This window comes from Burkholderia sp. AU31624 (assembly GCF_020420065.1).
GTDB lineage: Bacteria > Pseudomonadota > Gammaproteobacteria > Burkholderiales > Burkholderiaceae > Burkholderia.
In genome coordinates, this window is record NZ_JAIZRT010000010.1 from 199,056 (window position 1) to 221,262 (window position 22,207).

At 66.2% G+C, this 22,207-nt stretch carries 19 protein-coding genes; 3 read left to right on the forward strand and 16 right to left on the reverse strand.

The features are described 5' to 3' along the window. Positions 1-46 precede the first annotated feature (46 nt). From LGM89_RS31400 to LGM89_RS31425, 6 genes are all read right to left on the reverse strand, one after another. Entirely contained in the window at positions 47-772 is a 726-nt protein-coding gene (locus tag LGM89_RS31400) for an amino acid ABC transporter ATP-binding protein (protein ID WP_124576503.1), read from the reverse strand. Continuing rightward, positions 769-1,446, reverse strand: a complete 678-nt coding sequence (gltK, locus tag LGM89_RS31405; protein ID WP_089439233.1) for a glutamate/aspartate ABC transporter permease GltK — start codon at positions 1,444-1,446, stop codon at positions 769-771. The genes LGM89_RS31400 and gltK overlap by 4 nt, the downstream gene beginning before the upstream one ends. Then, a complete protein-coding gene (locus LGM89_RS31410) occupies positions 1,446-2,186 on the reverse strand; it encodes an amino acid ABC transporter permease (RefSeq protein ID WP_089494094.1) in 741 nt (246 codons plus the stop codon). Before LGM89_RS31410 ends, gltK begins: the two co-directional genes overlap by 1 nt. 84 nt (positions 2,187-2,270) lie before the next feature. Next, positions 2,271-3,164, reverse strand: coding sequence for a glutamate/aspartate ABC transporter substrate-binding protein (locus LGM89_RS31415; RefSeq protein WP_179243611.1), 894 nt, complete (start codon positions 3,162-3,164; stop codon positions 2,271-2,273). A gap of 252 nt (positions 3,165-3,416) precedes the next feature. Continuing rightward, positions 3,417-4,703 (reverse strand): Glu/Leu/Phe/Val family dehydrogenase, encoded by a 1,287-nt coding sequence (locus LGM89_RS31420; RefSeq protein ID WP_011350945.1) that lies wholly within the window; start codon positions 4,701-4,703, stop codon positions 3,417-3,419. Positions 4,704-4,967: 264 nt separating this feature from the next. Next, entirely contained in the window at positions 4,968-5,921 is a 954-nt protein-coding gene (locus LGM89_RS31425) for a LysR substrate-binding domain-containing protein (protein ID WP_089424492.1), read from the reverse strand. A gap of 231 nt (positions 5,922-6,152) precedes the next feature. On the opposite strand from LGM89_RS31425, the gene purB reads away from it, so the two are divergent. After that, complete coding sequence (gene purB, locus LGM89_RS31430; protein WP_089439230.1) at positions 6,153-7,541, forward strand: adenylosuccinate lyase; 1,389 nt, start codon at positions 6,153-6,155, stop codon at positions 7,539-7,541. 76 nt (positions 7,542-7,617) lie between these two features. On the opposite strand, the gene LGM89_RS31435 is transcribed toward purB, so the two are convergent. Beyond that, a complete protein-coding gene (locus LGM89_RS31435; RefSeq protein ID WP_089494093.1) occupies positions 7,618-9,039 on the reverse strand; it encodes an NAD(P)/FAD-dependent oxidoreductase in 1,422 nt (473 codons plus the stop codon). Between the two features lie 284 nt (positions 9,040-9,323). Between LGM89_RS31435 and LGM89_RS31440 the strand changes: the two genes are divergently transcribed. Beyond that, positions 9,324-9,971 (forward strand): TetR/AcrR family transcriptional regulator, encoded by a 648-nt coding sequence (locus tag LGM89_RS31440; protein ID WP_089424490.1) that lies wholly within the window; start codon positions 9,324-9,326, stop codon positions 9,969-9,971. Positions 9,972-10,048: 77 nt separating this feature from the next. Here LGM89_RS31440 and LGM89_RS31445 read toward each other — a convergent pair whose 3' ends face one another. From LGM89_RS31445 to edd, 4 genes are all read right to left on the reverse strand, one after another. Further along, entirely contained in the window at positions 10,049-10,552 is a 504-nt protein-coding gene (locus LGM89_RS31445; protein ID WP_047851621.1) for a gluconokinase, read from the reverse strand. Between the two features lie 13 nt (positions 10,553-10,565). Further along, positions 10,566-11,927, reverse strand: coding sequence for a GntP family permease (locus LGM89_RS31450; protein ID WP_089472146.1), 1,362 nt, complete (start codon positions 11,925-11,927; stop codon positions 10,566-10,568). A gap of 219 nt (positions 11,928-12,146) precedes the next feature. After that, the gene (gene eda / locus LGM89_RS31455) at positions 12,147-12,773 is read right to left on the reverse strand and encodes a bifunctional 4-hydroxy-2-oxoglutarate aldolase/2-dehydro-3-deoxy-phosphogluconate aldolase (RefSeq protein ID WP_011350938.1); all 627 of its coding nucleotides are present in this window, start codon (positions 12,771-12,773) and stop codon (positions 12,147-12,149) included. Between the two features lie 19 nt (positions 12,774-12,792). Next, positions 12,793-14,649: a phosphogluconate dehydratase gene (gene edd / locus LGM89_RS31460; RefSeq protein WP_175238200.1), complete on the reverse strand. Its 1,857-nt coding sequence runs from the start codon at positions 14,647-14,649 to the stop codon at positions 12,793-12,795. A gap of 282 nt (positions 14,650-14,931) precedes the next feature. Between edd and LGM89_RS31465 the strand changes: the two genes are divergently transcribed. Continuing rightward, a complete protein-coding gene (locus LGM89_RS31465; protein WP_039361495.1) occupies positions 14,932-15,780 on the forward strand; it encodes a MurR/RpiR family transcriptional regulator in 849 nt (282 codons plus the stop codon). Positions 15,781-15,885: 105 nt separating this feature from the next. Here LGM89_RS31465 and LGM89_RS31470 read toward each other — a convergent pair whose 3' ends face one another. The 5 genes from LGM89_RS31470 to leuS form a co-directional block, all read right to left on the reverse strand. Beyond that, positions 15,886-16,308, reverse strand: a complete 423-nt coding sequence (locus tag LGM89_RS31470; protein ID WP_011350935.1) for a CopD family protein — start codon at positions 16,306-16,308, stop codon at positions 15,886-15,888. 19 nt (positions 16,309-16,327) lie between these two features. Continuing rightward, positions 16,328-17,599 carry a glutamate-5-semialdehyde dehydrogenase gene (locus LGM89_RS31475; protein WP_089472143.1) on the reverse strand — a complete coding sequence of 424 codons (1,272 nt, stop codon included), beginning with the start codon at positions 17,597-17,599 and terminating at the stop codon, positions 16,328-16,330. Between the two features lie 138 nt (positions 17,600-17,737). Then, entirely contained in the window at positions 17,738-18,832 is a 1,095-nt protein-coding gene (holA, locus tag LGM89_RS31480; protein WP_175238201.1) for a DNA polymerase III subunit delta, read from the reverse strand. A gap of 18 nt (positions 18,833-18,850) precedes the next feature. After that, positions 18,851-19,405, reverse strand: coding sequence for an LPS assembly lipoprotein LptE (gene lptE, locus LGM89_RS31485; protein ID WP_089494091.1), 555 nt, complete (start codon positions 19,403-19,405; stop codon positions 18,851-18,853). A 38-nt stretch (positions 19,406-19,443) separates the two neighbouring features. Continuing rightward, positions 19,444-22,038 (reverse strand): leucine--tRNA ligase, encoded by a 2,595-nt coding sequence (gene leuS / locus LGM89_RS31490; protein ID WP_089494090.1) that lies wholly within the window; start codon positions 22,036-22,038, stop codon positions 19,444-19,446. Positions 22,039-22,207: the final 169 nt, after the last annotated feature.

Sequence of the window (22,207 nt, forward strand, 5' to 3'; positions counted from 1 at the left end):
GGTTTTTTCGTATCGGCGCATCGGCAGCGCCGATGCGCGCGAACGCTCAGTGCAGGATCTTCGCGAGGAAGTCCTTCGCGCGCTCCGATTTCGGATTCGAGAAGAAATCGTCCTTGCGGTCGTCCTCGACGATCGCGCCCTTGTCCATGAAGATCACGCGATGGGCGACCTTCTTCGCGAAGCCCATCTCGTGCGTGACGACCATCATCGTCATCCCTTCCTGCGCGAGTTCGACCATCACGTCGAGCACTTCGTTGATCATCTCCGGGTCGAGCGCGGACGTCGGCTCGTCGAACAGCATTGCGATCGGGTCCATCGACAACGCACGCGCGATCGCGACACGCTGCTGCTGGCCGCCCGACAGCTGGCCCGGGAACTTGTGCGCATGCGCCTTCAGGCCGACGCGCTCGAGCAGCTTCATGCCCTTCTCGTTCGCCTCGTCCTTGCCGCGACCGAGCACCTTGATCTGCGCGAGCGTCAGGTTCTCGGTGATCGACAGGTGCGGGAACAGCTCGAAATGCTGAAACACCATCCCGACCTTCGAGCGCAGCTTCGACAGGTTCGTCTTCTTGTCGCCGACCGACTGGCCGTTCACGAGGATCTCGCCCTGCTGGAACGGCTCGAGGCCGTTCACGGTCTTGATCAGCGTGGATTTACCCGAGCCCGACGGGCCGCACACGACGACCACTTCGCCTTTCTTGACCTCGGTCGTGCAGTCGGTGAGGACCTGAAACTGGCCGTACCACTTCGAAACGTTCTTGATGGAAATCATCTTGTGACCTTTTTCTGGAGACCCTTGACGAGAGCAGACGCCAACGAGCAAATCACGAAATAGCATGCACCGGCGAACAGGACCATCTCGACGGTCGTGCCGTCGCGATCGCCGATGTTGGCCGCCGTGCGGAAGAAGTCCGCGAGACTGATCACGTACACGAGCGACGTATCCTGGAACAGGACGATCGCCTGCGTGAGCAGCAGCGGCACCATCGCGCGGAACGCCTGCGGCAGGATCACGAGGCGCATCGCCTGCGCGTAGTTCATGCCGAGCGCGAACGCGGCGTTCACCTGCCCGCGCGGCACCGCCTGGATGCCGGCGCGGATGATCTCGGAATAATACGCGGCTTCGAACAGCGAGAACGCGACCATCGCCGACGCGAGACGGATGTCGATCGTCGGCGACAACCCGAGTACGCCCTGCAGCAGCTGCGGCACGATCAGGAAGAACCACAGCAGCACCATCACGAGCGGGATCGAGCGGAACACCGTCACGTACGCTTTCGCGAACCACGCGAGCGGCGTCACGCCCGACAGCCGCATCAGCGCGAGCAGCGTGCCCCAGACGATCCCGACCACGATCGCGATCAGCGTGATCTGGAACGTGACGACCGCCCCCGTCCACAGCGTCGGCAGCGCGCCGGGAATACTACTCCAGTCGAACTGATGCATCACTTGCCTCCGATATAGCCGGGCAGCCGCGTACGGCCTTCGATCCAGCGCATGAACGCCATCACGACGAGGTTGATGATCACGTAGGCGAGCGTCACCGCGATGAACGACTCATACGTCTGCGCGGTGTAGTCGACGAGCTGGCGCGCCTGCGCGGACAGGTCGAGCAGGCCGATCGTCGACGCGACGGCGGAGTTCTTGAAGATGTTCAGGAATTCCGACGTGAGCGGCGGCACGATGATCCGGTACGCAACGGGCAGCAGCACGTAGCGGTACGTCTGCCATTGCGTGAAACCCATCGCAAGACCGGCGGCGCGCTGGCCCTTCGGCAGCGCGTTGATCCCCGAGCGCACCTGTTCGCACACGCGCGCGCCCGTGAACAGGCCGAGACAGATGATCGACGCGGTAAAGAACTGCGTGGCGGGCGGCAACTGCTTGATCCAGGTGCCGATCGACGCGGGCAGCAGCTCCGGTATCACGAGATACCAGACGAAGAACTGCACGATCAGCGGAATGTTCCGGAAGATCGACACGTACAGGGTGCCGATCGCGGACAGCCATTTGTTCGGCACGGTGCGCAGCACGCCGAACAGCGAACCGACGATCAGCGCGATGACCCAGGCGACGAGCGACACTTCGATGGTCACCCAGAAGCCGGACATCAGCCATCCGAAATAAGTCGTCGGCTCGCCGGTCGATACGGGGCTCAGGAAGATGCCCCAGTTCCAGTGGTAAGACATGGGCAAGACTCCAGCAAAAAGAGACGGAAGAAGCGGGGCCTCTTCCGTCTCATTAGCGTCATTTCTGCATCAACGGCCGTGCGGTCAGTCGAGCGCCTTGTCGTTCGGGTTCGCGTACAGCTTCTTCATCGAATCGGACAGCGGGAAGTTCAGGTTCAGCCCCTTCGGCGGGATCGGGTTCTCGAACCACTTCGCGTAGATCTTCGCGGCTTCGCCCGACTTCTCGACTTGCGAGATCGCGTCGTCGACGACCTTCTTGAAGTCCGCATCGCCCTTGCGCATCATGCAGCCGTACGCTTCTTCCGATTGCGGCGTGCCGACGATCACCCACTCGCCCGGCTGCTTCGCCTTCGCGCGTTCGCCCGCGAGCAGCGCGTCATCCATCATGAACGCGACCGCGCGGCCCGATTCCAGCGTATTGAACGAATCGCCGTGATCCTTCGCGCTGATGATGTTCATGCCGAGCTGCTTGTCGTTGTTCATCTTGCGCAGCAGGCGCTCCGACGTCGTGCCGGCGGTGGTCACGACCGTCTTGCCCTTCAGGTCGGCGAAATCCTTGACGCCCGAATCCTTCTTCGTCATCAGGCGCGTGCCGATCACGAAGATCGTGTCGGAGAACGCAGCCTGTTGCTGGCGCTCGACGTTGTTGGTGGTCGAGCCGCACTCGATGTCGACCGTGCCGTTCTGCACGAGCGGGATGCGGTTCTGCGACGTGACCGGAATGTTCTTCACCTGCAGGTTCGGCAGGTTCAGCTTCTTCTTCACCGCATCGACCACCTTCAGCTGGAATTCGCGCGAATAGCCGACCACCTGCTGGTTCTGGTCGTAGTAGGAGAACGGAATCGACGATTCGCGGTGCCCCAGCGCGATCACGCCCGTGTCCTTGATCTTCTTCAGCGTGCCCGTCTCCTGAGCATGCGCGCCGCTTGCGAACGCGCAAAGCGCCGCGAACATCAGGACTGCCTTTTGGTATTTCATTTTGGTCATCTCCTTGGCTAAAACCCGCGCCAGTGTATCAAAGTAATATTTTTGAAAGTACTGGTTGTTTACCGCACTGCGCATCGCGCCGCGCGAAGCCTTCCTCCCGGCTTCGCGCGCCCCTTCCGGCGCCCGAATGCGCGCGCGGGCGATGCCGGATTCGGCACCGCCCGCGAGGGTTCATGCACGCAACCGGATGGATTGCGTCATGGATTGATCGTAGTCAACCGATCTGAAATCGGCAACCGCCGATCAGGGGTAGAGGCCGCGCATTTCGCGCGCCATCAGGATGCGCTTGCACGCAACGATGAACGCCGCGGTACGCACCGACACCTTGTGCTCTTCCGCGACCGCCCACACGCCGGAGAACGCTTCGCGCATCACGCGTTCGAGACGGTGGTTGATCTCGTCTTCCGTCCAGAAGAAGCTCGAGAAATCCTGCACCCATTCGAAGTACGACACGGTCACGCCACCCGCGTTCGCGATCACGTCCGGGATCACCAGCACGCCGTTCGCGGTCAGGATGTCGTCCGCCGCCGTCGTCGTCGGGCCGTTCGCGCCTTCGACGATGATCTTCGTGCGGATCTTCCCTGCGTTCTTCTCGGTGATCTGGTTTTCCAGTGCCGCCGGGATCAGGATGTCGGTTTCGACGGTCCAGAACTCGTCATTCGGCATCGGCTCGGCGCCTTCGAAGCCCGCGACGCCGCCCGTGCGTGCGACGTGGTCGAGCAGCTTGTTCGAATCCAGACCGGCCGGCTGGTAGATCGTGCCCGTGTGATCCTGCACCGCGATCACCTTCGCACCGGCTTCCTGGAACAGCTTCGCCGCGATGCCGCCGACGTTGCCGAAGCCCTGCACCGCGATGCGTGCGCCTTCGATCTCGAGGCCCTTCTTCTTCGCCGCTTCGCTGCCGACGACGAACACGCCGCGGCCCGTTGCTTCCTTGCGGCCGAGCGAACCGCCGAGTGCGATCGGCTTGCCGGTCACGACGCCGGTCGACGTCTGGCCTTGGTTCATCGAGTACGTGTCCATCATCCACGCCATCACCTGTTCGTTGGTGTTGACGTCCGGCGCCGGAATATCGGTGTTCGGGCCGATGATGATGCCGATTTCGCTGGTGTAGCGGCGCGTCACGCGCTCGAGCTCACCACGCGACAGCTTGCGCGGGTCGACGCGGATACCGCCCTTCGCGCCGCCGTACGGCACGTTCACGGCCGCGTTCTTGACCGACATCCATGCGGACAGTGCCATCACTTCCGACAGCGTCACGTCCTGGTGGTAACGCACGCCGCCCTTGCCCGGGCCGCGCGACACGTTGTGCTGCACGCGATAGCCTTCGAAGTGCGCGACGGTACCGTTATCGAGCTCGATCGGGCAGTCGACGATCAGGATGCGCTTCGGGCGCTTCAGCGTTTCGAGCCAGCGCGACAGCGAGCCGAGGTACGGCGCGACGCGATCGACTTGCTGAAGATAGTTGCCCCACGGGCCGAGATCGTCGGCGTGCAGGTAGGACGGGATGGACTGCAATTGCGAAGACATGGATGCTCCAACGGTCAACAGGTGCGCACATTGTCGAAAAACCCGTTTTTTTTATCCAATGCCGTTTGCTTATTCGATTATGCGTTACTTGCATGATCGCGATTTTTCGCAAATCTGCGGTCGATTTGCGCAAGAACGCACGCGATCGATCGTGCATCGCGTGCGTGAAAAATCGTGTTTCCTGGTGGCGGGACGGCCGCCGGACAGCCGTCCGACAGGCTTCGCAAGCTCGACGACAGCAGGCTGGCGGTTAACCGCCCACGGTTAACCCGCGGTTTCGCGCAATTCGTCGCGCACGACGTCCCACAGCGCACGCACGAGCTTCTGGCGGGGATCGTCGCCCTGCAGCGCGAGCTTGTCGCAGTACAGCCGGATCTCCATCGTCAGCGTGAACGGGTGCGCGCCGCCGCGCACCGACCGGTCGAGCCGGATCAGGCGGCCGCCCGCGACCGCATCCTCGACCGCACTGTGCGGCAGGAACGCGACCCCGTGGCCCGCGAGCGCCATCGCCTTCAGCCCTTCGGCCATGTCGGTCTCGTAAACGCGATCGAGGAACAGCGGTGTCGTCGCATTCGCGACGATGACTTCCGTCATCCGGCCGAGATACGCGTTCGGCGTATAGGACAGGTACGGCACGCGCGCGTCGGCGGTGCCGGGCAGCGTATAGCGCGGCCGCCCCGCGCGGCCCGGCGCCGAGAACGGGCTGATCGGCTCGCTGCCGAGGATCAGCATGTCGTAGCGCGCCGGGTCGAGCGCGACCGGATGGCTCGGATGGTGGTAGCCCATCACGAGATCGCAGCCGCCCTCGACGAGCGACAACACCGCGTCGTGCACGTTCAGCGCGCGCAGCCGCGTGTGGACCTGGCCCATCTTCGCCTCGATCCGCTGCAGCCAGCGCGGGAAATACGTGAGCGACAGCGTATGCGGCACCGCGAACTCGATCGTCGGCACCGGCGCGCCGACGTGGCCGCGCAGCAGCGTGCGCGCCTCGTGCGCCTGCGACAGCATCGTCAGCGCCTGCTCGTAGAAGATCTGCCCGGCCTGCGTGAGCCGCGTCGGATAGACCGAACGATCGATCAGTTCGGTCGCGAGCCATGCCTCGAGCGCCTGGATGCGCCGCGAAAACGCCGGCTGCGACACGTGCCGCAGCTCGGCGGACCGGCTAAAGCTGCGCGTTTCCGCGAGCGAGACGAAGTCTTCGAGCCATTTCAGTTCCATGCAGGCGGGCGCGGCGGGCGGCGGTCGGGAAGAAGCCTGCATTCTACCGGCGGGCGGCCCCGGCCGGCGGTGCGGCGAGCGGCCCGGCGCCCCGCCGCGAACGGGCGCCGGCGCGGTATCGGCACGCGGCAGCGCCCGCCGGCCGCGCGCGGCCGGGATCGTCCCGCGCCGATGGTAAAATGCCGGATTCTCCCTCCCCTCGCTCGACCCGGCCCCAAGGCCCGCCCGATCATGTCCGACACTCGTCCCGATACGCTTTTTGCCCTCACCGCGCTTTCGCCCATCGACGGCCGCTACGCCAGCAAGACCGAAGCGCTGCGCGATTGGCTCTCCGAAGCCGCCTTCATGCGCCACCGCGTCACCGTCGAGGTGCACTGGCTGATCGCGCTGTCGCGCGCCGGCTTCGCGGAAGTCCCGCGCTTCTCCGATGCGTCCGAACAGTTCCTGCTGCAGCTCGCCGAGCGCTTCACCGCGCACGACGCCGCCCGCATCAAGGACATCGAGCGCGTGACGAACCACGACGTGAAGGCCGTCGAATACTGGCTGAAGGAATCGGTGAAGGGCCAGGAAGAACTCGAAAAGGCCAGCGAATTCATCCACTTCGCGTGCACGTCGGAAGACATCAACAACACGTCGCACGGCATGATGCTCGCCGGCGCGCGCGAACACGTGATCCTGCCGGCGCTGCGCACGGTCTACCAGCGCCTCGTCGCACTCGCGCACGCGCACGCCGAGCAGCCGATGCTGTCGCGCACGCACGGCCAGCCGGCCAGCCCGACGACGCTCGGCAAGGAACTCGCGAACGTCGCGGCCCGCCTCGCCCGTGCGATCACGCGCATCGAGAAGGTCGAGATCCTCGGCAAGATGAACGGCGCGGTCGGCAACTTCAACGCGCACCTGTCGGCGTATCCGGAATTCGACTGGGAAGCGTTCTCGCGCGACGTGATCGAGAACCGCCTGAAGCTCACGTTCAACCCGTACACGATCCAGATCGAGCCGCACGACTACATGGCCGAGCTGTTCGACGCAGTGGCGCGCGCGAACACGATCCTGCTCGACCTCGACCGCGACGTGTGGGGCTATATCTCGGTCGGCTACTTCAAGCAGAAGACGAAGGCCGGTGAAATCGGCTCGTCGACGATGCCGCACAAGGTCAACCCGATCGACTTCGAGAACTCGGAAGGCAACCTCGGTCTCGCGAACGCGACGCTGCGCCACCTCGCCGACAAGCTGCCGGTGTCGCGCTGGCAGCGCGACCTGACCGACTCGACGGTGCTGCGCAACATGGGCGTCGCGCTCGGCTACTCGCTGCTCGCGTACGACTCTCTGATCCGCGGCCTCGACAAGCTCGAAGTGAACCCGCAGCGCCTGAACGAAGACCTCGACAACTGCTGGGAAGTGCTCGCCGAGCCGGTGCAGACGGTGATGCGCCGCTACGGCATCGAGAACCCGTACGAGCAGCTGAAGGAACTGACGCGCGGCAAGGGCATCACGCGCGAAGCGCTGCAGGAGTTCGTCGGCACGCTCGCGATCCCGCAAGAGGCGAAGGATCTCCTGCTCGCGATGACGCCGGCGTCGTATATCGGCAAGGCCGTCGAACTCGCGAAGCGGATCGCATAAGCGCCGCCGTCTGCGCACGTAAAAAAGCCCGATGCGAGCAATCGCATCGGGCTTTTTCGTTGCCTGCGCGGCAGTATCAGAACGAGATCATTCGCCCCGGGTTGAGCGCGCTCATCACGCTCATCGCGGCCTTCGCGGCGGGAATCGCGATCGGCGACAACTGGCGGCCGAGCGGAATCGCGCGATGGTCGATGCCGGTCAGCATCGAGAAATCGTCGTTGCGTCCGACGAAATCGTCGCAGATCGCCTTGCCGATCCGCACCGTCTGCGCGACGCCGTGGCCGCTCCAGCCCTGCACCATGTACATCGGCACACGGCCGTCGGTCTTGCGGCTGTCGGTCGCGCCGTTCAGCGTGAAGTCGCTGACACCGCTCCAGCAGTAGTCGAGCGCGAACCCGCCGTCATGCTGCGGGAACACCGTGTTCAACCGCGTCAGCAGGTACGCGTTCACGTCCGGCTGCGCCCAGCAACTGCCGGTGCCCTGCCCGCCGAACAGCAGGCGGTTGCCGCGGACCGGCCGGTAATAGTCGATCTGGAACTGCGTGTCGTACACGGGCATGCCGGCCGGCATCAGCGTCGCGACGTCGACCTCGAGCGGCGCCGTCACGCTCACGTACGTAAAGAACGGCACCGTGGTCGCCGCGCCGTCGTCGAGCAGCCGGAACGTCGTGTTGTGCAGCGCGAGCACGACGCCGCGGCGCGCGGTGATCGTGCCGCCCGGCGTCGTCGCGACGACGCCCTCCGGCGTCTCGTCGAGCTCGAGCACCTCGGTGCCCTCGAACAGCGCGCCGCCGTTCAGCCGGAAGCCGTGCACGAGGCCGCGCACCAGCGCGAGCGGATGAATCTGCCCGCCTATCGCGTCGATCGCCGCGCCGTGATACAGCCCCGAGCGCACGTAGTCGTCATGCAACTGATGGCGGCCGACGAGCGTCACGCCCGCGTCGCCGAGGTGACGGCGCGCATCCGCGCCGTCCAGCAGCGCGCTCATGTGGCCCGGGTGGACCGCCGCGGTGATGTGGCCGCGCTTGCGGTCGAGCTCGAGCGCGTAACGTGCGCCGATCGCATCGATCAGGTCCATCGATTCGGCCGACGCGAAGCGCCACAGCCGCTTCGCGTCGTCGTGCGACAGGTAGTCGATCATGTCGGCGGCTTCCCAGCGCGCGAGGCCGGGCGTCAGTTGCCCGCCGTTGCGGCCCGACGCGGCCGAGCCGACGTGATGCTTGTCGACGAGGATCGTGTCGACGCCCGCTTCCGCGAGATGCAGCGCGGCCGATGCGCCGAGCAGGCCCGCGCCGATCACGAGCACGTCGCAGACGGCATCGTGCGCGAGCGGCGCGCTGTTCGCATGGCGCGACAGCGACGCTTCATACCAGTTCGCCGGGCGCTCGCCGTCGTAGCGGGCCGGGTCGCACCAGTTCCAGTTGTCTTTTTCGATGTTCAGTTGCGTTTGCTCGAAACGCGCTTCGCCCTGGATCAGGGGGGTGTTGCTGGAAGTCATGATTGCACTTGCATGGTCTTGGGCCGCCTGTCGAAGGGCCTCGTTGCTTCGAGGCTTCGCGGGTGGGGCAGCCGGTTCCACATGGGTGTCAACGAGATAAAGGGGCGTGATGGCCCGTGTTGACGGCAGCACGCTCGTGCCGCCTGGATCCCGGACTGTGCGAAAGCACGTATTGAAAGGTGCCGGGACACCCAATTTCTACACCGCAGAAATAATTCTACAGTGTAGAATAAGCTTTCGTCAAGTTTACAGCCGGTGCCGTACCGGCACGCCAGCCCGCATCGATGAAAGACAAACCCGCCCAAGGCCCGCGCGGCCTCGACAAGGATGCGATCGTCGCGGCCGCGCTCGCGCTGCTCGAAGACGTCGGCGAAGCCGCGTTCAGCGTGCGCAAGCTCGCGCAGTCGGTCGGCTGCGACCCGATGAGCGTGCTGTACCACTTCAAGTCGAAGGAAGGCCTGAGCCGCGCGATCGCGAACGCGCTGTCGCGCTCGCTCGTGCCGGTCGACGCCGCGCTGCCGTGGCGCGAACGGCTGCGCGACCTCGCACGCCAGTACCGCGCGCTCGCGCTGCGCTACCCGGCGGCGTTCGCGCTGCTGCAGCGGCACATGAGCACCGGGCCGGCCGATCTCGCGCACATCGAGGCCGTGCATCGCGCGCTGGCCGACGCCGGCATCCCGCGCGCGGCGCTGCCGTCGGTGTGCGTCGGCTGGTATGCGAGCGTGATCGGGCTGGCCGCGGCCGAAGCCGGCGGCCTCACGCGCGCCGCGAACGATGTCGAGCTCGCGGAAATGGCAGCGCTGTCCGACGCCGCGCATCCGCTCGTCAAGGCGGCCGCCCCGCTCTATGCGCAGCTCGATCCGGCCGCCGTGCACGACACGATGCTCGACGTGCTGCTCGACGGCATCGCGAAGCAGGCGCCCGCGGCCTGACCGGCCCGCGACGACGCGCCGCCAACGAAAAAGGCGCCCGAAGGCGCCTTTTTCATGACGATTGCCGCGAACCGCGCTCAGTGCTGCTGCGCGATACCGATCTTCAGCATGACCTGATCGACGATCTGCTCGGGCGTCAGCTCGATGCTGACCTCGATCGCTTCGTCCGGGCCCGGCTCCTCGAGCGTGTCGAGCTGGCTCTTCAGCAGCGACGGATCGAAGAAATGGCCGGTGCGGCTCTTCAGGCGCTCGTGCAACACCTCGAACGAACCCTTCAGATACACGAACCGCACGTCGGTGTCGGTGCCGCGCAGCACGTCGCGGTACGACCGCTTCAGCGACGAGCACGTGAACACGGCCGTCTCACCGGCCCGCTGCTTTTCCTCGATGGCCGCGCGGATCGTGCGCAGCCACGGCCAGCGGTCGTCGTCGGTCAGCGGAATGCCGTTGTGCATCTTCTCCTTGTTCGCCGCGCTGTGAAACGCGTCGCCATCGGTATAGCTGCACGACAGGCGTTCCGCCAGCATTTCGCCGATCAGCGACTTGCCGGCGCCCGACACGCCCATTGCGATCAGAATCATTGACTACCCCTTGTTACAGAACCATGCTCAGCAGCAGTGTAAAGCCGAGGCCGAGCACCGAGATGATCGTTTCGAGCAACGACCAGGTCTTGAACGTCTGACCGACCGTCATCCCGAAGTATTCCTTGATCAGCCAGAAGCCGCCGTCGTTCACGTGCGAGAAGATCAGCGAGCCCGAGCCGGTGGCGAGCACCAGCAGTTCCGGGCTGACCGCCGCGCCGGATGCCGCCGCGATAGGCGCGACGATGCCGCAGGCCGTCGTCATCGCGACCGTCGCCGAACCCGTCGCGAGACGCATCAGCGCGGCGACGAACCAGCCGAGCAGCAGCGGCGACAGGTGCGCGTGCTTCGCGGTTTCGACGATCTGCTGCGAAATCCCGCTGTCGCGCAGGACGCCGCCGAAGCCGCCGCCCGCGCCGACGATCAGCGTGATGCCCGCGATCGGTGCCAGGCACTCGCCGCAGAACTTCTGGATCTGGTCGCGGTTGAAGCCCTGCAGCTTGCCGAACGTGAAGAAGCTCACGAGCACGGCGATCAGCAGCGCGACGTCCGAGTTGCCGGCAAAGCGCAGCAGGTTGTTCGGCAGCGACTTCGGCGTGAACACCAGGTCGGCCCAGCTGCCGACGAGCATCAGCACGACGGGCAGCAGGATCGTGAACAGCGTGATGCCGAAGCTCGGCAGTTCGCGCTTTTCACCGTTCGCGCGCGAGTCGACGAACTGCGCGGCGAGCGGGTTGTTCTCAGGCAGCTTCACGAACTTCGAGATCGTCAGCGCGAACAGCGGGCCCGCGATGATCGCGGTCGGCACGCCGACGATCAGGCCGAACGCGATCGTCTTGCCGATATCGGCGCCGTATTGCTGAACGGCCAGCAGCGCGGCCGGGTGCGGCGGGATCAGGCCGTGCACGACGGACAGGCCGGCCACCATCGGCAGGCCGACGACGAGCAGCGACTTGCCGGTGCGCTTCGCGACGTTGAACGCGATCGGGATCAGCAGCACGAAGCCGACTTCGAAGAACACCGGCAGGCCGACGATGATCGCGACGAACATCATCGCCCAGTGGATGTTCTTTTCACCGAACCAGTCGATCAGCGTGGTCGCGATCCGTTCGGCGCCGCCCGATTCGGCCATCATCTTGCCGAGCATCGTGCCGAGGCCGACGACGATCGCGATGTGGCCGAGCGTACCGCCGGTGCCCGTCTCGAACGACTTGACGATCTTGTCCATCGGCATGCCGACGACCAGGCCGAGGCCGAGCGAAACGATGATCAGCACCAGGAACGGGTAGATCTTGTAGCGCGCGATCATCAGGATCAGCGCGGCAATCGCGATCAGCGTGAATACGAGCAGCATGCTGCCTTGGACAGCCCCCATGTGGCACTCCTCCTAGAATTGTTCGAACCGGGCGAGTTGTTGCGAGTATGCCCGGCTATGCAGGTCTCCGAAACACGGGGGGTACCCACCCCGTCAGGACGCTGAATTTTACTTATCTTTACGGTCCACGGATAGAACCGGTTCCATCAGCAAAAACCCTCGGTAAAACAAGCACTAAGGCTCGCTTTCCGAGGGCTGAACCGTCATCTCGTACAAGTCTTATCGGGGAAGCTGGCTCGCGGCTTGCGCGAGGCGCGTGACTTCGGCCCAGTCCTGCGCGGCGAGCGCGGCTTTCGGCGTGAGCCACGAGCCGCCGACGCACACGACGTTCGGCAGTTTCAGGAAATTCGGCGCGGTTTCGACGGTGATGCCGCCGGTCGGGCAGAACTTAAGCGCCGGGAACGGGCCGTGGAACGCCTGCAGCATCGGCACGCCGCCCGCTTGCTGCGCGGGGAAGAACTTCACGATCTCGTAGCCGAATTCGAGCGCCTGGATGATGTCGCTCGGCGTCATCACGCCGGGCAGCAGCGGCAGGCCCGCGTCGAGCGACGCGAGGTGCAGCTCCTTCGTCAGGCCCGGCGACACGCCGAACTTCGCCCCCGCGCGCTTGGCCTGCTCGCAATGCTCGGGCTTCGTGATCGTGCCGACGCCGACGACGATGTCGTCCGCGAGCTGGCTGGCGCGCTGGATCGCCTCCAGGCCGGCCGGCGTGCGCAGTGTGATCTCGAGCACCTTCACGCCGCCTGCGTGCAGTGCACGCGACACGTGTTCGCCCTGCTCGACCGAGTCGAATGCGAGCACCGGGATGACCGGGCCCAGCTTCACGATTTCAGCAATCGTCTTCATTGAATTGGCTCCTTGAAATTCATGCGGCGACGTGGGCGGCCGTTTCGCCGACCAGCGCGCCGAAAACCGATGCGCCCTGCTCGGCCGGCGCGGCGGCCGCACGGAACACGCCGAACAGTTCACGCCCGAAACCGACCTCGTTCTCGGCCTGGTGCAGCGGCTGCGCGACCGGGCGCGCCTGCCACTCGGCGGCGTCGACCTCGATGTCGAGTACACCGGCTTCCGCGTCGATCACGAGCGTATCGCCCGTCTTCACCTTGCCGAGCGGGCCGGCCAGCAGCGCTTCCGGCGACACGTGGATCACGGCCGGCACCTTGCCCGACGCGCCCGACATGCGGCCGTCGGTGACCAGCGCGACGTGGAAGCCCTGATCCTGCAGCACGCCGAGCAGCGGCGTCAAACGGTGCAGCTCGGGCATCCCGTTCGCGCGCGCGCCCTGGAAGCGCACCACCGCGACGAAATCGCGCTTCAGCTCGCCGCGATCGAATGCTTCCTGCACGGCTTCCTGCGAATCGAACACGATCGCGGGCGCGGTCACCTTGCGGTGCTCGGGCGCGACCGCCGAAATCTTGATCACGCCGCGGCCGAGGCGGCCCTGCATCAGGCGCAGGCCACCGTCCGGCTGGAACGGGTCGCGGATGCCGCGCAGCACCTTCGTGTCGTGGCTCTCGGCCGCGCCGTCGACCCACGTCAGCTTGCCGTCGATCAGCTTCGGCTCCTTCGTGTAGTGCGACAGACCCTTGCCGGCGACCGTCGTCACGTCCTCGTGCAGCAGCCCGCCTTCGAGCAGGTTGCGTACCAGGAAGGCCACCCCGCCCGCCGCGTGGAAATGGTTCACGTCGGCCTTGCCGTTCGGGTAGATCTTCGCGAGCAGCGGCACGACCGCCGACAGTTCGTCGAAATCGTTCCAGTCGATCAGGATGCCGGCCGCGCGCGCGATCGCGACGAGGTGCAGCGTGTGGTTGGTCGAGCCGCCCGTCGCGAGCAGCGCGACGATCCCGTTGACGATCGCCTTCTCGTCGATCACGTGGCCGATCGGCGTGTAGTGGCCGCGCTCGACGGTCAGGTCGAGCACGCGGCGCGCAGCCTCGGCGGTGAGCGCGGTGCGCAGCGGCGTGTGCGGGTGGACGAATGCCGAGCCCGGCAGGTGCAGCCCCATCAGCTCCATCAGCATCTGGTTGCTGTTCGCGGTGCCGTAGAACGTGCAGGTGCCGTGGCCGTGATAGGCGGCGGATTCGGCTTCGAGCAGCGCGTCGCGGCCGACCTGGCCGGTCGCGAACTGCTGGCGGATCTTCGCCTTGTCGTCGTTCGACAGGCCGCTCGTCATCGGGCCGGCCGGCACGAAGATCGTCGGCAGGTGGCCGAACTGCAGCGCGCCGATCAGCAGGCCCGGCACGATCTTGTCGCAGATGCCGAGGCAGAGCGCGGCGTCGAACATGTTGTGCGTGAGCGCGATCGCCGTGCCCATCGCGATCGCCTCGCGCGAGAACAGCGACAGCTCCATCCCCGGGTTGCCCTGCGTGACGCCGTCGCACATCGCCGGCACGCCGCCCGCGAACTGCGCGACCCCGCCGTTCTCGCGCGCGGCCGCCTTGATGATCTCGGGGAAATCCTTGTACGGCGCGTGCGCGGACAGCATCTCGTTGTACGAGGACACGATGCCGATGTTCGGCTCGCGGATCGCCTTGATCGAGAACTTGTCGTTACCCTCGAGGCCGGCGAAGCCGTGCGCGAGGTTCGCGCACGATAGCGCGCCGCGTGCCGGGAACTTGCCCTGCGCGCCGTCGATGCGCTGCAGATAGGCGGAACGGGTCGATTGGCTGCGGGCGATCACGCGTTCGGTGACCTTCGCCAGAGTGGGGTGCAGCGACGTCATGCTGGGCGCTCCTGTATGCCGGCCGACACCGGCGGTTGGAATCGTGGGGACGGTCGAATGCATCGACAGAACGAAGCCAGTCTAGTAGAAAAACTACAAGCATGCAATGCGGATTCATCGCCCCGCAACCCTCATTCCCGCCACCAGCAAGGCGTCACCTAGTGAAAACCCTAATTCTCCGCAATGAAAGCATTACGTACGCGCTAGTATTTTCCTGTAGATTTTCTACAATTCGATTGCGATACACTCGCTCATCCGAACCCGATTTCCGCCTGCCGTCCCATGCTGCCCCGCATTGAAGCGATCCGCACCGAGTTGCGCCCGTCCGAGCGCAAGCTCGCCGACTACATCCTCGCCGCGCCGCGCGAGGTGCTCGACCTCGCGATGACCGAGCTGTCGACGCGCGCGGGCGTCAGCCAGCCGACGATCGCCCGTTTCTGCCAGGCGCTCGGCTGCAGCGGCTTTCGCGAATTCAAGATCCGGCTCGCGCAGAGCGTCGCTCCGGGCGTGTCGTCGGTCTATCGCGACGTCGAGCCCGACGAACCGGCGCCCGGCATCATCGGCAAGGTGTTCGACCGCACGATCGGCGCACTGATCGAGGTGCGCAACAGCCTGTCCGCCGGCAGCGTCGCCGAGGCGATCGGGTTGCTGTCGAACGCGTCGCGGATCGAGTTCTACGGCGCCGGCGGCTCCGGTATCGCCGCGCAGGACATCCAGCACAAGTTCTTCCGGCTCGGCGTGCCGAGCGTCGCGTATTCGGATCCGCACACGTTCTCGATGTCGTCGGCGCTGCTCGGCCCGCACGACGTCGTCGTCGCGATCTCGAACACCGGCCGCACGCGCGACATCGTCGACGCCGCACGCTCCGCGCTCGCGTGCGGCGCGAAGGTCGTCGCGATCACGCAGAGCCATTCGCCGCTCGCGAAGCTTGCGACGGTGAGTCTCGCGTCGAACGTCGCGGAGGAAACCGACGTGTTCTCGCCGATGACGTCGCGGATGTCGCATCTCGCGATCGGCGACATCCTCGCGGTCGGCGTCGCGCTGTCACGCGGCCCCGCACTGATGGAACGGGTCGGCCGTGCGAAGGAGGCGATCACGCGCCGCCGGATCGACGACGGCACGAAGGATTGAGCAGACGCCGCGCCGACCGCGCGCATGAACCGTAAACGACAAACGGCGCCCCGCGGGGCGCCGTTGCGTGTCAGGCAGCGCCGGCAACCTCGCCGGCCATGCCGCTCAGAACGGCTTGATCACGACCAGCGCGACCGCCGCGAGCATGCCGAGCACCGGCAGCTCGTTGAACACGCGATACCACTTGTCGGTGCGGCGGTTCTCGCCGCGCTCGAACACTCGCAGCAGGTGCCCGCAATACGCGTGATAGACGATCAGCAGCAGCACGACCGTCACCTTCGCGTGAATCCAGCCCTGCCCCTGCCCGATGCCGATCGACAGCCAGAGCCACAGCCCGCAGGCCAGCGCCGGCACCGCAATCATCGTCATGAAGCGGAACAGCTTGCGCGCCATCAGCAGCAGGCGACGCACGGCGGCCGGATCGGTTTCCATGGCCAGGTTTACGTAGATGCGCGGCAGGTAGAACAACCCTGCAAACCACGCGGCGATCAGAACGATATGGAACGTCTTGACCCAGAGCATCGCCATCGATTGTGCGCCTCGCTGTTTATTGGCGGCCTTCGCCGTGTCCGAGCACGACGTACTTCAGCGACGTCAAGCCTTCCAGGCCGACGGGGCCGCGTGCGTGCAGCTTGTCGTTCGAGATGCCGATTTCCGCGCCGAGGCCGAATTCGAAGCCGTCCGCGAAGCGCGTCGATGCGTTGACCATCACGCTCGCCGAATCGACCTCGCGCAGGAACCGCATCGCGCGGTCGTGATCCTCGGTGACGATCGCATCCGTGTGGTGCGAGCCGTAGTGATTGATGTGCTCGATCGCGGCGTCGAGGCCGTCGACGACCTTGATCGCGAGCACCGGCGCGAGATACTCGGTGTGCCAGTCTTCCTCGGTGGCGTCGACGAGCGGACCGACGCCCGCATCGGCGAGCACCGCGCGCGCGGCCGCATCGACGCGCAGCTCGACCTGCTTGTCGCGATACAGCTTGCCGAGCGGCGGCAGCAGCGTTGCCGCGACACCGCTCGCGACGAGCAGCGTCTCCATCGTGTTGCAGGTGCCGTAGCGGTGCGTCTTCGCGTTGTCGCAGACGGTCAGCGCCTTGGCGAGATCCGCGCGATCGTCGACGTACACGTGGCAGATGCCGTCGAGGTGCTTGATCATCGGCACGCGCGCCTCGTTGATCAGGCGCTCGATCAGGCTCTTGCCGCCGCGCGGCACGATCACGTCGACGTATTCGGTCATCGTGATCAGCTTGCCGACCGCCGCGCGATCGGCCGTCGCGACGACCTGTACCGCGTCCTGCGGCAGGCCGGCTGCCTCGAGCCCTTCGCCGATCAGCTTCGCGAGCGCCGCGTTCGATTCGAGCGCTTCGGAGCCGCCGCGCAGGATCGTCGCGTTGCCCGACTTCAGGCACAGCGCGGCCGCGTCGATCGTCACGTTCGGGCGCGATTCGTAGATGATGCCGATCACGCCGAGCGGCACCCGCATCTGGCCGACCTGGATGCCGCTCGGGCGGTACTTGAGGTTGCTGATCTCGCCGATCGGATCGGCCAGCGACGCCACCTGGCGCAAGCCTTCGACCATCGTCTTCAGTGCCTTGTCCGACAGCGTCAGGCGATCGACGAACGCCGCATCGAGACCCTTTTCACGGGCACGGGCGACATCGCGCGCATTCGCGTCCTTCAGCACCTGTGCGTCGCGTTCGATCGCGCGCGCCACGGCGTCGAGCGCCGCGTTCTTCGCCGCCGTGCTGGCGCGCGCCATCGCGCGGGAAGCGTGCCGGGCGCGACGGCCCAGGTCGGTCATGTACTGATCGATATCCATCGTGTGACTCGAGAAGCGCGCCGCGCGGGGCGGCATGAATTCGTGGGGAAGCGTGAGCGGCGGCGGCCGGAAGGCCGCGCCAGCCATCGAAACATTGTAAGCGGGTTGCGCAGCGCGCGCTGAAGGCCCGAACGGGACTTAGCGTCGCACGCGCCCCGCGGTCGGCGGTCGCTCGCCGCGGGCACCGGCCACCGTCATCGCGAGCTGGAACAGCCCGTCCCACGGATCGGGCGGCGGTTCGTCCTGCGTACGGCGGCCCGGCGCGACGGCCGTGAGCCCCTTGACCTGACGGTCGAGCTTCGCGGCAAACGCGAGCGCCTTCTCGAGCACGGCTTCGGACACGCGATTCAGCGCGGGACCGATCAGCCGCTCGCGCGGCCCCCACACGCGGTTCTCGCGCAGCAGCGTCGCGAGCGGCTTGCCGGCCGTCGTGCCGCGCTTGATCCGCAGCAGCGTGCGCAATTCCTCGACGACGGCCCACATCACGAGCACGATCGCCTCGCCCTCGCCCTTCAACCCGTCGATCATCCGCGCGAGCCGCGCGGCATCGCCGGCGAGCATGGCTTCGTTCAGCTTGAAGACGTCGTAACGCGCAACGTTCAGCACCGCGTCGTGCACCTGCTCGAACGACAGCGCACCCTGCGGATACAGCAGCCCGAGCTTCTGGATTTCCTGGTGCGCGGCGAGCAGGTTGCCTTCGACGCGCTCGGCGATGAACTGCAGCGCGCGCCGCCCGTCCTCGCCGGGCGCGGCGCGCTGGCCCTGCAGCGCGAGGCGCTGGCCGATCCAGTTCGGCAGCTGCGCGCGGTCGACCGGATCGATCTTCAGCGCGACGCCGCCGTTCTGCAGCGCGGTGAACCACGCGGATTTCTGCGTGGCCGCGTCGAGGCGCGGCAGCGTGACGAGCATCAGCGCGTCCGGGTTCGGCGTGGCCGCGAGCGTCTTCAGCGCATCGGCGCCTTCCTTGCCGGGCTTGCCCGACGGAATGCGCAGCTCGATCAGCTGGCGCTCGCCGAACAGCGACATCGCCTGGGTCGCGCCGAGCAGCACGCTCCAGTCGAAGCCGCGCTCGACCGTATGCACCGAACGCTCGGTGAAGCCGGCCGCGCGCGCGGCCGCACGAATGCGGTCGCACGCCTCCTGCGCGAGCAGCGGCTCGTCGCCGTAGACGGTATAGAGCCCGGCCAACCCCTTCGCGAGGTGCGGCTCCAGCGCATCAAGTCGCAGTTGCATCGATACGTGCGCCGTCGATCAGAGCGGCGGCGGCGGCAGCGGCGCGCGCGGTGCGACGCCCGGCACCACGTCTTCCGGCGCCGGCGTCAGCGAATGGACGATCGCGAGACGCCGCATCAGTTGGTCGACCGCGTCGCTCTGCATGTCGGCGTACAGGAGGTCCGCTTCCTGCGCCTTCGCGTTCGTGTACTGATCGCTGTACGTCATCGCACGGTTCAGCGCGATCACGCTCGGCGGGATCAGCACGGTGCCGTCCTTGCTCGTCAACTGATAACGCAACGTATAGAAGAGCGCGTATTCCTGCGCCGAACCGTACTTGTTGAGCGTCAGCGTGTTCTGGCCACGCGATTCCCACATGGTCAGCACGGCGTCGGCGTCGTCCGCCGACTTGACGATCTTCGTGTCGCTGCCGGCCTCGACGAGGCGCACGAGGCGCGCCTCGACCGGCGCCGGCGCGCCGGCGATCAGCAGGTGCTTGAACGCGTAGTCCTGCTGGCCGCGCAACTGGAAGCCGCATGCCGACAGCGCAACCGCGCTGCCGACAGCGAGCATCAAAAACGATCTGCGGATCACCTTCGCTCCTTCTGGGTACGTCCGATGGCCGGCGGCCGTCAAACGACGATGTTCACGAGGCGGCCCGGTACGACGACGATCTTCTTCGCCGGCTTGCCGTCGCTGAACTTCGCGAACGCGTCGTCGGCCACTGCCGCGGCTTCGATCGCCTCGCGGCTCGCGTCCTTCGCCACCTTCAGCGCGCCGCGCACCTTGCCGTTTACCTGCAGCACGAGTTCGATCTCGGCCTGCTCGAGCGCGGCCTCGTCGACCTTCGGCCACGGTGCGTCGAGCAGCGGGCCGAATTCGTCCGCGTAGCCGAGCGCCTTCCACAGCTCGAACGTGACGTGCGGCACGACCGGGTACAGCACGCGCAGCAGCACGCCGTACGTTTCACGCAGCACGCCGGGCGTCGCGCCCTTCGCACCGTCGATCGCGTTCAGCATCTTCATCGCGGCCGACACGACCGTGTTGTACTGCAGGCGCTGGTAGTCGAAATCGGCCTGCTTCAGCACGCTGTAGATCTCGCGGCGCAGCGCCTTGTCGGCTTCGCCGAGCGCGGCCGCATCGAAGCCCGCGCGCGCGGCGAGCGCTTCGCGGTTCGTCGCGCCGAAGCTCCACACGCGGCGCAGGAAGCGGCTCGCGCCCTCGACGCCCGCACCCGACCACTCGAGCTGCTGCTCGGGCGGCGCGGCGAACATCGTGAACAGGCGCGCGGTATCGGCGCCGTACTGGTCGATCAACAGCTGCGGATCGACACCGTTGTTCTTCGACTTCGACATCTTCTCGATGCCGCCGAGCACGACCGGCTGGCCGTCCGCGTTCAGCGTCGCGCCGACCGGGCGGCCCTTGTCGTCGTGCGTGACCGTCACGTCGAGCGGGTTGTACCAGGTCTTCTTGCCCGATGCGTCCTCGCGGTAGTACGTCTCGTTCAGCACCATGCCCTGCGTGAGCAGGTTCTTCGCCGGCTCGCCGAACTTCACGAGGCCGAGGTCGCGCATCACCTTGGTCCAGAAGCGCGAGTACAGCAGGTGCAGGATCGCGTGCTCGATGCCGCCGATGTACTGGTCCATCGGCATCCAGTAGTCGGTGCGCGCGTCGACCATCGTCTCGGCGTCCGGCGCCGTGTAGCGCGAGAAGTACCACGACGAATCGACGAAGGTGTCCATCGTGTCGGTTTCGCGCTTGGCCGCCGCGCCGCACTTCGGGCACGTGCAGTTCAGGAACGCTTCCGACTTCGCGAGCGGGTTGCCCGAGCCGTCCGGCACGAGGTCTTCCGGCAGCACGACGGGGAGATCCTGCTCGGGCACCGGCACGTCGCCGCACGACGGGCAGTGGATGATCGGGATCGGCGTGCCCCAGTAGCGCTGGCGCGACACGCCCCAGTCGCGCAGGCGCCACGTGACCTGCTTGTCGCCGAAGCCGCCGGCGTTCAGGTCGGCCGCGACCGCGTCGACCGCTTCCGCGTAGCGCAGGCCGTCGTACTTGCCGCTGTTCACGCAGACCGCGATTTCCTTGTCGCCGTACCACTCCTGCCAGGCGTCGAGCGAGTATTGCTGGCCTTCGGCCGAGATCACCTGCTTGATCGGCAGGTCGTATTTCTTCGCGAACGCAAAATCGCGCTCGTCGTGGCCCGGCACGCCCATCACCGCGCCTTCGCCATAGCTCATCAGCACATAGTTGCCGATCCACACCTCGACCGGCTCGCCGGTGAGCGGGTGCGTGACCGAGAAGCCCGTCGCGACGCCCTTCTTCTCCATCGTCGCGACGTCGGCCTCGGCGACGCCGCCGCGCTTGCATTCGTCGATGAACGCGAGCAGTTCGGGCTTGTCCTGCGCGAGGCGCGTGGCGAGCGGATGCTCGGCCGCGATCGCGCAGAAGGTGACGCCCATGATCGTGTCGGCGCGCGTCGTGAACACGCGCAGCAGCTTCTTCTCGCCGTCGAGTTCGTACGGGAAGCCGAAGTTCACGCCGAAGCTCTTGCCGATCCAGTTCTGCTGCATGATCTTCACGCGCTCGGGCCAGCCGAGGCCGTCGAGGTCGTTCAGCAGCTCATCCGCGTACTGCGTGATGCGCAGGTAGTACATCGGGATCTCGCGCTTCTCGACGAGCGCGCCCGAGCGCCAGCCGCGGCCGTCGATCACCTGCTCGTTCGCGAGCACGGTCTGGTCGACCGGGTCCCAGTTCACGGTGCCCGTCTTCTTGTACGCGATGCCCTTTTCGAGCATCTTCAGGAACAGCCACTGGTTCCACTTGTAGTAGTCGGGCTTGCACGTCGCGATTTCGCGCGACCAGTCGATCGCGAGGCCCATCGACTGCATCTGGCGCTTCATGTAGTCGATGTTGTCGTAGGTCCACTTCGCGGGCGGCACGCCGTTCGCCATCGCGGCGTTCTCGGCCGGCATCCCGAACGCGTCCCAGCCCATCGGCATCAGCGTGTTGTAGCCGTTCATCCGCAGATAGCGGTACATCACGTCGTTGATCGTGTAGTTGCGCACGTGACCCATGTGCAGCTTGCCGGACGGGTACGGCAGCATCGACACGCAGTAGAACTTCGGCTTCTGCGAATCTTCCTTCGTCTTGTAGGCATCGGCTGCGCGCCAGTCGCCCTGGGCGGCGGCTTCGACGTCGGCGGGTACGTATCTCTCGTGCATGGTGTGGTTCGGACTAGGCTTTAAGCGACGCGACGGCGCGCGCGCAGGAGTGGATCGAAAATCGTGCTTGCCCGGCGGACCTGCAGGTTCGCTGTTGCCGGACCTGTTCGCGGTTTCCGGGCATTTTCCGGGTAACCCGCAGCATGCCCGGGTAGCCTGGAAAATTCCG